11 protein-coding genes are annotated in these 13,929 nt (G+C 43.0%); 4 read left to right on the top strand and 7 right to left on the bottom strand.

From position 1 onward, the window contains the following. The first annotated feature begins 148 nt into the window (after positions 1 to 148). Positions 149 to 544 carry a winged helix-turn-helix transcriptional regulator gene (locus NSS66_RS22465; RefSeq protein WP_075154788.1) on the top strand — a complete coding sequence of 132 codons (396 nt, stop codon included), beginning with the start codon at positions 149 to 151 and terminating at the stop codon, positions 542 to 544. Between the two features lie 30 nt (positions 545 to 574). Here NSS66_RS22465 and NSS66_RS22460 read toward each other — a convergent pair whose 3' ends face one another. The 3 genes from NSS66_RS22460 to NSS66_RS22450 all read right to left on the bottom strand — a co-directional run bounded on the left by NSS66_RS22460 (position 575) and on the right by NSS66_RS22450 (position 3,979). Further along, entirely contained in the window at positions 575 to 1,864 is a 1,290-nt protein-coding gene (locus tag NSS66_RS22460; RefSeq protein ID WP_028541774.1) for an arsenical efflux pump membrane protein ArsB, read from the bottom strand. 88 nt (positions 1,865 to 1,952) lie between these two features. After that, positions 1,953 to 2,306, bottom strand: a complete 354-nt coding sequence (locus NSS66_RS22455; protein WP_023990405.1) for an ArsR/SmtB family transcription factor — start codon at positions 2,304 to 2,306, stop codon at positions 1,953 to 1,955. 80 nt (positions 2,307 to 2,386) lie between these two features. Beyond that, positions 2,387 to 3,979 (bottom strand): alkaline phosphatase family protein, encoded by a 1,593-nt coding sequence (locus tag NSS66_RS22450; protein ID WP_340959811.1) that lies wholly within the window; start codon positions 3,977 to 3,979, stop codon positions 2,387 to 2,389. Between the two features lie 185 nt (positions 3,980 to 4,164). On the opposite strand from NSS66_RS22450, the gene NSS66_RS22445 reads away from it, so the two are divergent. After that, a complete protein-coding gene (locus NSS66_RS22445; RefSeq protein ID WP_340959809.1) occupies positions 4,165 to 4,932 on the top strand; it encodes an alpha/beta fold hydrolase in 768 nt (255 codons plus the stop codon). A gap of 162 nt (positions 4,933 to 5,094) precedes the next feature. Next, positions 5,095 to 6,321, top strand: coding sequence for a sugar efflux transporter (locus NSS66_RS22440; protein WP_023990409.1), 1,227 nt, complete (start codon positions 5,095 to 5,097; stop codon positions 6,319 to 6,321). A gap of 7 nt (positions 6,322 to 6,328) precedes the next feature. Here the strand turns inward: NSS66_RS22440 and NSS66_RS22435 are convergent, their stop codons facing one another. Further along, complete coding sequence (locus NSS66_RS22435; RefSeq protein WP_028541772.1) at positions 6,329 to 7,546, bottom strand: macrolide family glycosyltransferase; 1,218 nt, start codon at positions 7,544 to 7,546, stop codon at positions 6,329 to 6,331. 189 nt (positions 7,547 to 7,735) lie between these two features. Further along, on the bottom strand, positions 7,736 to 11,044 hold the full coding sequence (locus tag NSS66_RS22430) for a pectinesterase family protein (RefSeq protein WP_076264969.1): 3,309 nt from the start codon (positions 11,042 to 11,044) through the stop codon (positions 7,736 to 7,738). Between the two features lie 188 nt (positions 11,045 to 11,232). Here NSS66_RS22430 and NSS66_RS22425 point away from each other — a divergent pair, with 188 nt between their 5' ends. Then, positions 11,233 to 12,072, top strand: coding sequence for a helix-turn-helix transcriptional regulator (locus tag NSS66_RS22425; RefSeq protein WP_023990412.1), 840 nt, complete (start codon positions 11,233 to 11,235; stop codon positions 12,070 to 12,072). 223 nt (positions 12,073 to 12,295) lie between these two features. Here NSS66_RS22425 and NSS66_RS22420 read toward each other — a convergent pair whose 3' ends face one another. Together NSS66_RS22420 and NSS66_RS22415 are read right to left on the bottom strand one after the other, a co-directional pair. After that, positions 12,296 to 13,333 (bottom strand): threonine aldolase family protein, encoded by a 1,038-nt coding sequence (locus NSS66_RS22420; protein ID WP_075154794.1) that lies wholly within the window; start codon positions 13,331 to 13,333, stop codon positions 12,296 to 12,298. After that, the gene (locus NSS66_RS22415) at positions 13,320 to 13,781 is read right to left on the bottom strand and encodes a MarR family winged helix-turn-helix transcriptional regulator (RefSeq protein ID WP_028541769.1); all 462 of its coding nucleotides are present in this window, start codon (positions 13,779 to 13,781) and stop codon (positions 13,320 to 13,322) included. The genes NSS66_RS22420 and NSS66_RS22415 overlap by 14 nt, the downstream gene beginning before the upstream one ends. Positions 13,782 to 13,929 lie beyond the last annotated feature (148 nt).

Raw genomic sequence — 13,929 nt, 5'->3', positions numbered from 1 at the left:
CTTCTTTCTCCTCGTGATTGGTGTACCCTGTTTACAGATGCTATTATGGTTGATATATGTGAAAGTGTGAAGTACGCACTTCATTGTACCGTAGGTACTTTAAGGTTCCTTAGTGCTTTTAGAACTACAAATTGGAGGGGGAAAGTTTATGGAAGACAACGCCAAAACCTATATGCTCGGGATCGAGGCAACTTTGGAGGTCATCAGTGGAAAGTGGAAAGGCATCATCCTACACCATTTAATCAGCGGCAGAAAACGTACATACGAACTTCGTCAACTCATTCCCAAAATCACCCAAAAAGTGCTCACCCAACAGCTTAGAGAGCTTGAAAAGGATGGAATCATCCACCGTATCATTTATAACCAGGTTCCACCCAAAGTGGAGTACGAGCTTAGTGAATATGGATGGGATTTTAAAGATCTGCTTGATCGTTTTTGCTTATGGGGAGAAGATCATTTGGATAGGATCTATGGAGATAAAACAAAGGTGCTGGAAGAGTATACTGTGAAGGAAAAAAACGCCAAACAAGCACCACCTCTTTAAGGAAGCGTGCTTGTTTGAAATACTATAGCCCTATGAAATGACTAACCACAGGTATAAGCCGAGTAGGGTCATAAAAAGTGTAGGAATGGTTAAGACAATGCCTGTCTTAAAATAAGCCCCCCAAGAAATTTTCACGTTTTTCGAACGAAGCACATGCAGCCACAACAACGTGGCTAATGAACCAATCGGAGTTATCTTCGGCCCGAGATCCGACCCAATGACGTTAGCATAAATCAGCGCCTCTTTGACTATACCGGTTGCATGGGTGGCATCAATGGCAAGCGCATTAATCATGACCGTAGGCATGTTATTCATGACCGACGAGATAATCGCCGCAATAAAACCCATGCCCATGGTGGCCACAAACATACCTTGATCGGCAGCCGCTTGAATCACATGGGCCAGCAGATCCGTCAAACCGGCATTACGCAGACCATACACCACAACATACATTCCGATGGAGAAAAATACGATAGCCCATGGAGCGCCCTTGATGACTTCTTTCATCGGCACTGCAGGGCTTCTACGCGCCATCAATAAGAAAAAGATAGCAATAATACCGGCCACCACCGAAACGGGAATATTAAAAAATTCGCATGCAAAGTAGCCAATGAACAAAACCGCGAGAACGATCCAGGACATACGGAACATCTTTGGATCTTTAATCGCTTCCGCAGGCCTGATTAATTGTGTCGCATCAAACGTTTTCGGAATCCTTTTACGAAAAAAGAGATACAGTACTCCTATACTGGCTGCTAAAGAAAATAAATTAGGTATAATCATGCGACTCGCATATTCCATAAAGGTGATACCAAAGAAATCGGCTGACACAATATTAACCAAGTTGCTGACCACAAGCGGAAGCGACGTCGTGTCTGAAATAAAACCGCTCGCTATGATAAAAGGAAAAACCATTTTCTCATCCAATTTAAGTGCCCGAACCATCGCCAGTACAATCGGTGTCAGTATTAAGGCCGCACCGTCATTCGCAAAAAAAGCAGCAACAACGGCGCCAAGAATGGTCACATAAACAAACATCCGGGTTCCGCTTCCTCGCGCAGCTCGTGCCATGTGAAGCGCCGCCCATTCGAAGAAGCCTATTTTATCAAGCACCAACGAAATCAGAATAATGGCTACAAAAGCCAGTGTCGCATTCCAGACAATATGAGTAACTTCCCAAACATCATGCAAATCGACGACACCCACCAGCAAGGCGAGTATGGCACCGCCGCAGGCAGACCATCCTATGGACAAATTTTTAGGCTGCCAGATCACCAACACTAAAGTGGCTAAGAATATAATGCATGCCAACAAAATCAATGTTTTAAACCTCCATTACATCACCTTATAAACATATACTTATATTAAAAACATCTTTATCCCTGCAAGGAGTTAAACGGAGCAGCCTTTAGGATGAGCAGCAAGCCGATGAATCCGGTCCACAAGATGCGATCGGCTCCTCTTTATTCAGCCATTTTAAAATCTGCTTAGAGTCTGGCATACTCTCAAGAACAGCTTGAATATGCGGCTTGTCGTCTACATTTAAGGAATAGTATACCCACTGACTTCGTCGTTCTTCTTTTACAATCCCTTGCGACTTTAATTTTCTCAAATGTTGGCTAATGGCTGGCTGCGACATATCAAAGATATCTACAAATTCGCAAACACACCATTCTCTCTCTCTTAGCAGGGAAAGCATGGCCAGCCGAGTTTTATCCCCCAATAGCTTTAAATGATCGGCTACATAACCAAGTTGATCCAAGGTGTGCCCCCCTTCCATTTATATAACTATATGCTTATATACTAATGGAGTACGGTTTTAATATCAAGCACGAATAATACTTATTCGTTCACCAATTGCATAATCCAGTCTTTTATATCCACGATTCGCAGTGTTTTGGGACGTGTATTCGTTCCGGAAATAATTAATGGGACAAGGGAATCTTTTTCATGCAGCGATCCATGAGCTCCCCCTCCGATGTGAGTAGGGGAACTTTCGCCGACGAGTTCATATCCAGGTTGGACCGTGACGACAACATATCTTCCTTCATGTGAATTCATTGCCCCGTGTAGCCTCGCCAAAACGTCTGGATATTTTCCATATTGGATCCGGTTGTTATTCACCGTAATATCCACAAGGTCCTCTTCGCCCGACAAGGTCCACGATTGCCCATATTCATCGATGAATTTTCCACCGGGATGATAAGAAAACAGCTTACCCTTTTTTCCCTTTGTAACATGAATATTGTTTTTACCATCTTTCATAGCGATAATGTCGAGCTTGTCCTCATGCTGTAAAAGCTTCGCCACGTTGGACAGCTCTACGTTATCGTTTATCGCATAGATATAGGCCATCCGTTCATTAGCGGCAATCACGATTTGGTCATCACTTCTTACAGGTTGATTTAATTTTGCAATACGGTAATGATTCAAAAGCGACTTTAAATCAACAGCGGCAACCTGTCGATCATCATAAACAGCGCTTTGCGCACTGTCACCCATGACAACCCATATCGCATTGTTTACAGCTTGTTCCCACGAACCATATGCATTCAACACAGTTTGCAGTGCTTGATCTGCTTTTTCGATTCCCTCCAGTTGAGTCGGGCCCTTTCTATGCGCTAAATTATCATTCTCTGGAAAGTATGTGATGGTTACGTCTGGAAGTTTCTTCTGGCTTATTAGAAAAGCGGTATCTTTTGCGGAAAATTCGTCGTTCATCCCAAATTTTTTCCACAAAGGAGTATTCCAGCTATTTTTCGGATTCAATTGTGCCAAAGCTGCATAAGATAACCATTTAGGCCCTGTTACTATCATTTTTTCTGGCACCCTGCTGCTATTCGCTATGAAGTCAGGCACTTTTAAGGCATGTTTCGTTTTCCCTCTGAAGACAATAGCATTGATGGACGCGGATTCTTTTCCTTTGTCAGCCAATTCCTCATGTATGGTTTTCGTTTTTTTATTCAAATGAACTTGGTTTAATTGGTAAATTGCGTCTAAGAATACTTGCAGTTGGTCTATCTTCAAGGCTTCTTTGGCACCATTGCCGTAGAGAATCATGCGTTTCTTTTGGTCGCTGTACCAAACGAGTCCGGGCACATGATGTTGGTCTGCATACGTTCCCGTTAATAATGTACTGTCGATTGTCACAGACATCGTGGGAAATGAACTCACTACTTGCGGGAAATATTGCCCTTGATGAAGGAGATATTGCATTGCGGGTGCACGGCCTTCTTGAATCGCATCTTGCAAAGGCTTATCCATTAATGAATCAATCAAGATCACAATGACAGGTTTTTTGCCCATTTGATTTACTATGATAGGTGACTTCACACTTTGTTGTTTTAGCTGTTGACTGGAGTCCGCTCTACAGCCCAAGATCATCAACAATAAACTTAGCACTAGTGCTATGGTAACTTTATTTTTCATGCCCATGTATGTGTCCCTTTCTTAGAAAAACTTGATCCTCTTATTTTTTTCTTGTACTAAAAATATTATTCCTGTATTGGATCATCGGGACAAAGGTATTTCATACAAGCAATTAAAGTTACGCCTCCATGAATTTTTTGGATCTAATAGGCCAAATTTAAGATCAAACCATTCAGGGAGGGAGCATAACCATGGCTACTACAAACATAAACGAATACTCTATGCATTACATGGATTCTGGTGAAGGAATGGCCATCCTATTCATTCACCCTCCAGTACTCACAAGCTTAAATTTTACATACCAATTCCAAGGATTATCATCCGATTTTCGAACTATAGCTTTTGATATCAGAGGACACGGTAAAAGTCAGCCTTCCGAACAAACGGTTACTTATCCTCTCATCGCCCTGGATATTAAACATTTGATGGACCGGATGAGCTTAGATAAAGTATTTTTGTGTGGATATTCTACCGGAGGCTCGATAGTACTTGAGTTCCTCTTGACTTATCCAGATCGGGCATGGGGAGGCATTGTTATCAGTGGAATGTCGGAAGTAAACGAATGGCGACTAAGAAACAAAATTTCTTTGGGCCTTGCTCTTTCCAAAATCGGCGCAGTCGGTACGCTTGCCCTTTCTATTGCTTGGTCACAAACGAAACAGCTATCTTTGTTCCGTAAGTTATTCAACGATGCGAAGCAGGGAAATCCCAGGAATGTCGAACAATATTACCGTTACAGCTTGAAGTACAACTGCACCTCTCGGCTCAAGGAAATCCAGCTTCCTGTCCTGCTCGTTTATGGTGAAGAAGATAAGCACTTTCATCCCTATGCCAAAATATTGCATCAACAATTACCAAATAGTGAGCTGGTTTTCCTTAAGAAAGCTGATCATCGCCTTCCTACGAAGGCCGCCGGATTATTGAATGAACTGATCAAGCAGTTCGTAGATCGCTTTTAACCACTGAGGCCAACCCTACGAATAAATCCATATACACCTATGCATCCACTCTAAAAATATAGTTTTATCCCATGTGAATATACATTTTATACTAAAATCATATATAGTTTAGGAAGGATAGAAATGTTTCTGCTACTAAATCCGAAGGGGTGTAAAAAAGAAATGCTAAAGCGTATTCAAAATCTTTTCGTTATCCCTAACTACCCATTGTTCATGATCTGCATGTTATTGCAAGGCATGGCTATATCCATCAGCGCACCTTTTTTAGCTGTATATTTTACAAGTACACTTGGCGTATCTGTGGGAACCTTTGGTGTGTTTACAGCGGTGACTTTGATTTGTGGCATATGGATAAGCTCTCTGATTGCCAAACGTTCTGATACCGGATTAGATCGTAAACAAATTTTGGTGATTTGTACGTTATTTAATGCCGTAGCATTTGCAGGATATCTTGTAATCCAAAATTTTTATGTACTTTTTGTTTATATGACGATCTTTACGGCCATTGGTGCTCCTGGGATGCCGCAGTTATTTGCCAGTGCACGTGAAGCAGTAGATCGCAGTAAATCTGCGGATCACGCCTTTGCTAATTCAACGCTTCGGTCTATGTTTTCTCTTGGCTTTATTACCGGGCCGCTTTTTGGTTCCTTTTTGATTGCACATACGGGCTTTAAGGGTATCTTTATGGGAACGACCTCTATTTTTGTTCTTATTGCTGTTCTTTTATTCTTTTTTATCCAGCAGCCTCCCGCTCAGCTTAAACATAAGAATCAACTTTCACTTCATAACATTACATTACATAAAAATATTGAGATTCTGATCCCCTTTTTAGTTCTTACTCTGCTCTATACGTCTCACTGGATGAACAGTTTAAATATTTCTTTGTTCATCATTCACAATTTAAAAGGTGACACGAGTGACGTTGCTCTAGTATCCAGTATTTGTGCGATTTTGGAAATCCCATTGATGCTCATGCTAGGCGTACTAGCAGCTAAATACTCCAACCGTTTGCTTGTATTTTTAGGGGCATTAACAGGAGTTGTCTATTATATCCTTGTTATTATGTCTACGGAGATGTGGCAGCTATTCGTGGGGCAACTTCTTCTAGCCTTCTTTGTTGCAGTGATTTCTGCCATTGGCATTAGTTACATGCAGGATTTGTTGCCCTCTCTTCCAGGGTACGCATCGACGCTATATTCCAATGCGACAACCATCGGAAGACTGGTAGGGAGCTTGATGGGCGGATTAACCGCTCAATGGATTGGTTACCGAAACACCTATTGGGTATGTTTGGCCCTAATCATCTGCTCCCTTGGTCTCCTGGCAATTTCGAAGAAATTAGAGTTTGAAAAATCTGCTGCTTTAAAAGAAAGGAATCACAGTATATAGACTGCGCTTATTTTTCTATGGTGGAGAAATGACTCATAATTGTATCTGCAGCATGTCTATACCCACCAGCCTGGCGTAATGATTCGCCGATCACATGAGCCTGTTCTTTATAGGTTGGATGACTCAATACCTCTAATAAGGCAGCTCTCAAACTAGCGGGTGTAAGCTCATTTTTATCCACAACAACACCCGCTCCCAGTTCCTGCACCCGACTGGCTACGATCGGCTGATCCGATGTTAAAGGAATCATGACCTGCGGTACATTGTAATATAGGGCTTCACTTGTACTGTTCATCCCCGCATGTGTAACAAAAGCGTCCACATGCTGAAGCATTTCCAATTGCGGAATATAAGGCTTGATTATAAAATTGTCAGGGATACACGGGGCCAATGGCTCCATGTCTGTATAATTGCCTGAAGACAGCACAAACTGCACAGGCAAATCGCGAAATGCTGCAAAACAAAGCTTATAAAATTCCAAGTCTTTATTCAAAATAGTACCCATTGAAATGTAAACCGCCTGTGGATGCAGAACACGAAGTTGTTCGAACGGGAAAGATGGAGCATCTTTCCGCGGTACAATAGAAGGACCTGTAAAAATAAAACTGTGATCCAGTTTTTCGGCTTGCGGTTGAAAATAGCGGCTTGTATAAACTATTCTTAAGCGCCCGCCATGAGGAGCAATCTCTTCTATAGCCGGAGCGTCAACCTGAAGCTCATTAGCTAGTTGATGCGTTATTTGCATCGTAGCCGTGTACAACTTTTTTACCTCCGGATCATTGTCATTCATGCCTTGCCCCGATCCCAATGGCTCTACGAAAGCAAAAGAAGCGATGGAGCACACAGCAGGGATTCCTAGCTTCTCTGCAATAATCGTGCCTCCCCAGCCCATCAAAGAATCATAGATTAAATAATCATAGGTTCTGTTTTCAATAACTCTCAAAACCTCTGGAATAATCGGAAGAATCATACCTTTTACCATCATGTACACAAATTGATAATGATGTTTGTATTCTGCTGGCTTTAAATCAGAGTCTTTAGAAAAAGCATCATCAACAAAAGGGTAGGTGATCATCTGTGCTCCTGTCTGTTGAATTCTCGTACGATATTCTTCCGTACACACATAGTCAACATCCTCCCCACTGTCTACCAACCTTTTCACTAATCCTAGTGTCGGATTAACATGGCCTTCAGCAGGCGTGATCACTACTAACACACGTGCCATACCTTACACCTCCAAATCAATAATAAATTACAATTTGAAATAAATGCACTTTTAACATAGCAAACATTTACCATATAAACAAGTATTTTCAACACCGAAAATTAAGTATGTATCCTCTACTCAAACTATAGAAATAAGCGAGGCTGAACGCTAGAAGCGCTTGCCCCGCTTAACCATTGAACATCAAATTTAAAGACGCCAATCCCAATGGTCTGTCCCGCTCAGAACAGCTTCAACGGTGTACTGGCTTGCTTCATCGGCGGTAAGCTGTTTGGCCCAAGGTACACGCCCGCTACTTTCCGCACCTGGCCCAAAGTTGTCAAACTCTCCAAATCTTGCGGTCTGCTCATTGGATTCCTTGCCCCAATTGTTCCAGCCGCCCGGCTTGATATGGTCATCCATATAGGTCTTCAAAAAAGTAACATGAGCGTAAGGGCGCCATGGCCGTCCGAGATCCACCTTGCCTGTCAAGCCATTTTCTGTTGTCAGCCGACATTGAATAAATACAAAGCCCGGCTTGTTCTCTTCTGTTGAAGCTGCTGTCACATATCCAGCACGCAGGCTGTGTATGATCGAATTATCAAACACGGCAGGTGCATTGCCAAATATAAAATCTACACTGCCACTGATGTAGCTGTCCTTGAAATACTGTCTGCCACGGTTCACAAGCAACGTATCCTGTAGGCCGGTAATTTTGACATTGTGATACTTACCACGATCGCCTTCGGCATATAACGCTACAGCCTGCACCTGCCCAGTTCCTTCTGTATTGGCAACCGTGACATTCTCCAACACAAAATCGGGACTTTGCACACGCATTGTATAGCTGTTGCTTGTTCCTAATTCTTTTCCGTCCACCACGGTTTTGGCCGTATCATCAAAAGAAATGATCGTTTTGTCGCGATCTTCTCCGATAATGCTCAGATTTTTTTTGGAGGAATTCACCTTTATTTTTTCACGATACGTACCGTTTTTGAGATGGATAACTGTCCTTGTGTTGCTGTCGTCAGGGACTGCGTCAATAGCTGCCTGAAGAGATCTAAAGTCAGCAGGGCCATAGGTTGCTACCACCACACTAGTGGGATGAGTTCCTCCTGAGTCTGTCAGGTTGCGGATGGTGACATTGCTGAATTCCGAAGTATTGTAATTCCATACATCGTTTTGTTGTTTGGATGCATCGGTAGCCAACCCGATCAATAGCGGCTGATTATCCGGCACATCTATAACAGTTTCACCAACCTTCTCCCAGTTCGCCACACCATCTGCGGATACCCAGCCGGTAACCTTTTGTCCTTGTCGTACAAGACGAACCGAATATGGCGTTGTAATAAAAGCCTCCATTGACGCACGTTTCGTCTTACCATCCGTTTGATCACGACTGATAAGAATACCCTGTTTGCCATATTTAACAAATGCTAAAGACATAAAAGCCATTTTTGATCCAGGCTTCAGCGATTCACGAATCATTACACCCGCTTCGGCATTATCATCCACCGGGGTAATTTGTTCCACACGGGCTGTGATCTCAGTGTCACCTTCCCATTTTTGATAAGCATAATGGAAAATATCTGCCTTACCGTCAACGTCTCCCGCTGACTTCAGTCGTATGCTCCTACCGCTTGCATCTTCTTTTAAGACCTGAGTATGCCCTTTTATATAACCATCGTTGCCCTCAGAGCCAATCTCTTCGCTGAGCCAACTTCCCGATGGCGCAGTCGTATTGACGTGAATGGTAACAGGATTGGAAAATACAGCAGTCCCCTTGCGGTCGGTCACCCGTACAATAATATTGTGGGTACCGTCTGTTACATGATTCCAATCGAGATGATAAGGTGCGGTCTCTACTTTACCAACAAGTTTGCCATCAATGATAAATTCAACGTGAGCAATACCATCTTTATCCTTGGCTGTTGCTGTTATGGTCGCATCCCGGCCTGCTTCCAAAATATCGTTATGCTTTAGTGAACGTCCGTTTGCATCCGACACCTGAACGACGGCCTCTGGATTATCCACCTCATTTCCATTCGCTAGCTTCTCAATAAGATCATTTAAATAGACCTCAAGATTCGTATAACCCTTGGCAAAATGAGCATACGCCCCTGTACCGGCAAGCCCCTGACCGTTACGGTCATCTGCATTATTGGGGTCCAGCCCATTGGCACGTTCCCATTCATCCGGCATTCCATCATGGTCACTGTCAGAAAGCTCCGTCGTCGTTACGTTATAATCGTCATAAATCCACCCTGCTTCACGCGGAGAGTTAATAAACGCACCCGTTCCATTCTTCACATCATTCATAATTCGGGCGTCCACCGCATCTCTTCTTGGCAGCGTGGCTCCTGAGCCGGCAAGCACCTCAGTATATGCGGTTTGTGCATCTGTCGCTTGATATGGACCATACGCATCTGGTGAGATTCCGTTGTCGTATTCCCCTCTAACTTCAATCGGCTCCGCCAAACGGGTGGAAGGATCAATAATTGACCCAATGGATGTTCCAAGCTGCCAGTTGTCTTTCGTAACCGAGTCATTGCCGTACATGTAGTTACCACCAATAAAGATGCGTGTTTTATATTTTTTACTACCCACGTCCACAAAGATTTGACCGCGAACGTCCTGATATGTGTTGGGGCCATACTTATAATAGTTATTTAGCACATTATACGATCCTTCACCGCCGCCGTACGAAGAGAAAAATCCCCAGTTATAAATGACATTATTGGTCATTTCCACAGCGTCGATTTGTTTTTTATCGGTTGGAAAACGCGGATTACGGCTTGCATTGTGAGCCAACAAGTTATGATGATAGGTGGAATTTCGTCCGCCCCATATGCCGCCATAGCCGTGGCGACCTTTCTGGTGAGTGGTCATTAGCATACTTTCGGACGCAATGGACCATTGTACCGTTGTATTGACGTTGTCATACAGGCTCAGTACCTCATCCACCGACCAGCTAAAGGAACAGTGATCAATCATTATGTTTTTATGGTATCTGGCCCCTAACGCGTCATCCTCACTGGGGTAACGGTCGGTCAATCGGAAACGCAGGTAACGGAGAATGACGTTATCTGCATCAATCCCTGTTGTGTAATCGCTTACAGTTATACCGTCGCCAGGAGCTGTCTGACCAGCAACCGTCAGGTTGTTTCCCAAGATTTTAAGTGGCTCCTTGAGATGAATCGTTCCACCCACCCGGAATACGACCGTCCGATTATCGGAGCTGACCGCTGCGCGAAGAGATCCGGGTATTATCTGTTCCCCTTTGCCGTAGTCTGCCAGCGTGGTGACCTCATACACTTCACCTCCGCGTCCACCAGTAACATATTTACCGCCACCCTCAGCCCCCGGAAACGCCGGAATATCCGTCGCCACTTTTGCCACCTTTGCGATCTCTGTTCCTACCGCAGTCTCCGCTTGGATTAGTGGTGGGCACAAGGTCAACAACAATGAACCCACAACCACATTACATAGCACCTTTTTCCATGTACGCTGCTTGCTCATATTCTGTTTCCTCCCTAAGATTTTCTTCCACATCAGCGCATATTTTTATAAAAACACGATCCGAGACGTTCAGAAGCGCCTTCACCTCCTTTCATCAATCTTTTCTGCTTTTATCATTGGCAGGTTGTCATATATACTGTTGGTATATGAATGCGCTTACTTATCTTAATTTGTAAAGGAAGAAGCACATGAATGAAATGAAAGAAGATAAATATGTCATTGGCGAACAACAATTCTCCATTCATCACATCTATCGTACCGGTTTCACAGTTATGCCCCGGCCTCATGTCCACGAGAACTATGAGCTGTATCTCTTACTGCGAGGCGAACGCATCTATTTTATGAATGGCAAGGTATACACCGCTCGCAAGGGAGATCTGATATTCATCCTTCCTCATGACTTGCACTCTACCGCCAGTACGCAATTGCAGGAAACAGAGCGCATCTTGATTCATTTTTCTCCGACGTTTCTCCCACAGCAGGATCATGACATTCTTGACCTGCCGCCGTATCAGCAATCCGCGTTGCTTCGCTTACCTGCGAGAGAGCAAGTGGAGGTTGAACGTTTATTCCTACAGATGAATACCGAATGCAGGAATAAGCAGCCTCTGCATGACCGTTGCGTACAGCATCTACTGCTGGAAATGCTGATCCTAGTGCACCGATCGGAAGCGATCGAGCGTAGTGAACCTGTTTCCTCTCATCCCATGCATCAGAAAATCACGGAAATTTCTTCTTTTATTCAGGATCATTACAATGAACCGTTAACTCTCGAACAAGTGGCCGCCTGCTTTTTCATTAGTCCAGCGTACCTAAGCCGTATCTTTCTAAAGTTGACTGGTTTTCATTTCAGCGAATACATCCGCGTAGTGAGGGTCAGGGCGGCCCAAACCAGACTTCGAACCACCAAGGACAAAATCCAGCATATTGCAGAGGATGTCGGGTTCGGTCATGCTTCCCACTTTAATAAAATCTTCAAAAAAATAACTGGGCTCTCCCCTCTTCAGTACCGCAAGCAGGTTCGGTAGATATTCAGTGTAAAGAATTAGACGCCGATTTTATACCTCCGCTCTTGTCTTGTTTTTCCATTTTTATATCCACTTGCTCTTTCATGGAACTAAAGACAAGCCACTTTGGAATAAGTAAAATGCACAAAAAAAACCATACTTCGCTGCAATGCATGCAACGAAGTATGGCTATTACATAGTCATTCTACATCTTTAAAATTATAAATTACTCTTTCTATGACCTTTATCGCAATGCTTTAATATCCTGAATTAGCAATTCAACATTTTCTTTCTTCGTTGCCCAACTGGTACAGAATCGAACAGCACTATGTGCATCATCAACCTTTTCCCAAAAGGAGTAAGTATATTTTTCACTCAATGCCTTTAGTATACGATCTGGTAAAATCGGAAACTGCTGATTGGTTGTAGAACGGTATTGAAAAGAAAACCCTTGCTCAGATAATCCGTTTTGAAGCAGCATGGCCATATCTATAGCGTGTTTGGAAATTTCAACGTATAAACCGTCTTCAAACAAAGTTTCGAATTGAATGCCCAACATTCTTCCCTTAGCCAGCAGCCCTCCTTTTTGCTTGATCATATATCGAAAATCTTTTTTCAATGTATCATTTAGAATGACTACTGCTTCTCCCATCAAGGCTCCAATTTTGGTCCCACCAATATAAAATACATCGCATAGCTTCGCTATATCTGCTAAAGATACATCGCTATCTTCGGCCACCAAGCCATAACCTAATCGGGCTCCATCTATAAACAGTGGTAAACCACACTCTCGACAGACTCTACTTAATGCCTCCAGCTCTGATTTGCTATAAATCGTTCCATTTTCAGTAGGTTGGGAAATATAAACCATCCCGGGCTGTACACTATGCTCAGGAGCGGCATCATTCCAGTGAGCGTCATACAAATCTTGTACCTGCTCGGCCCGGATCTTCCCATCCCCGCTTGGCAAAGTAAGTATTTTATGTCCAGTAGCTTCAATTGCTCCGGTTTCATGAACAGCAACATGTCCAGAAACTGCCGCAACGACGCCTTGATGTGGACGCAGAATAGAAGAAATGACGGTGGTATTGGTCTGTGTACCTCCAACCAAAAAGTGTACATCCGCATTTGGGGAGTCACATGCTTCTTTAATATATGCTCTGGCTTTTTCACAATGATCGTCCACACCATAACCTGGAGTTTGTTCATCATTAGTCTCCAGTAGTCGCTTTAATATGCGCTCATGGGCACCTTCGGTATAGTCGCATTCAAATCGTATCATTCTGTATCCTCTCCAAATTATCCAATTTCTTCTGAATTAACAACATAGAAGCATGTAATTCCTTTATCTCTTCTTCTGAAAGTCCTTGAACTAATTTTAGAATTTGTTCATCAGACCTTTCATTCAGTTGGTTATAGAACTCCTTTCCTTTAGGAGTCAAACGAATCAGATTTGTTCTATTATCCAACGTTGAATTTTCCTTAACAAGAAAGCCCTCTTTGCAAAATTTAGCAATGATCCTACTCATATAGCTGCGATCAATTTTAAGAGATTCGACAAGAGTATTCGCAATACATGGCTCGATCAACCCGATCTCTATAATGACACGGGCCTCGGTAAAGGAATATCCGCTATCCAGCACATGTCTATCTAAAACACCCAGTATATTCGTATAGAACCGATTAAAACGCCTCATATCCGCTATCATATTAGCATTTATATTGATCATAACTCCCCCAATTTAGTGGACTTTTGCAACAATTATAGTAATGATTTTTGTGGACTCTGTCAATGAAATAATAATCACAAAAGAAAAAATCGTACATTAAGACACTCGTCTAATGTACGATTTCATAATAATAAGGAAAAATGAAGTA

Source organism: Paenibacillus sp. FSL R10-2748 (assembly GCF_038005565.1).
GTDB classification, from domain to species: Bacteria; Bacillota; Bacilli; order Paenibacillales; family Paenibacillaceae; genus Paenibacillus; species Paenibacillus polymyxa_B.
This window is presented reverse-complemented; position numbering and strand designations above follow the sequence as displayed.

Coding starts and splice junctions, on each gene's coding strand:
- NSS66_RS22465 (WP_075154788.1), top strand. CDS start 149: ATGGAAGACAACGCCAAAACCTATATGCTCGGGATCGAGGCAACTTTG.
- NSS66_RS22450 (WP_340959811.1), bottom strand. CDS start 3,979: ATGGGCATGAAAAATAAAGTTACCATAGCACTAGTGCTAAGTTTATTG.
- NSS66_RS22445 (WP_340959809.1), top strand. CDS start 4,165: ATGGCTACTACAAACATAAACGAATACTCTATGCATTACATGGATTCT.
- NSS66_RS22440 (WP_023990409.1), top strand. CDS start 5,095: ATGCTAAAGCGTATTCAAAATCTTTTCGTTATCCCTAACTACCCATTG.
- NSS66_RS22435 (WP_028541772.1), bottom strand. CDS start 7,546: ATGGCACGTGTGTTAGTAGTGATCACGCCTGCTGAAGGCCATGTTAAT.
- NSS66_RS22430 (WP_076264969.1), bottom strand. CDS start 11,044: ATGAGCAAGCAGCGTACATGGAAAAAGGTGCTATGTAATGTGGTTGTG.
- NSS66_RS22425 (WP_023990412.1), top strand. CDS start 11,233: ATGAATGAAATGAAAGAAGATAAATATGTCATTGGCGAACAACAATTC.
- NSS66_RS22420 (WP_075154794.1), bottom strand. CDS start 13,333: ATGATACGATTTGAATGCGACTATACCGAAGGTGCCCATGAGCGCATA.
- NSS66_RS22415 (WP_028541769.1), bottom strand. CDS start 13,781: ATGATCAATATAAATGCTAATATGATAGCGGATATGAGGCGTTTTAAT.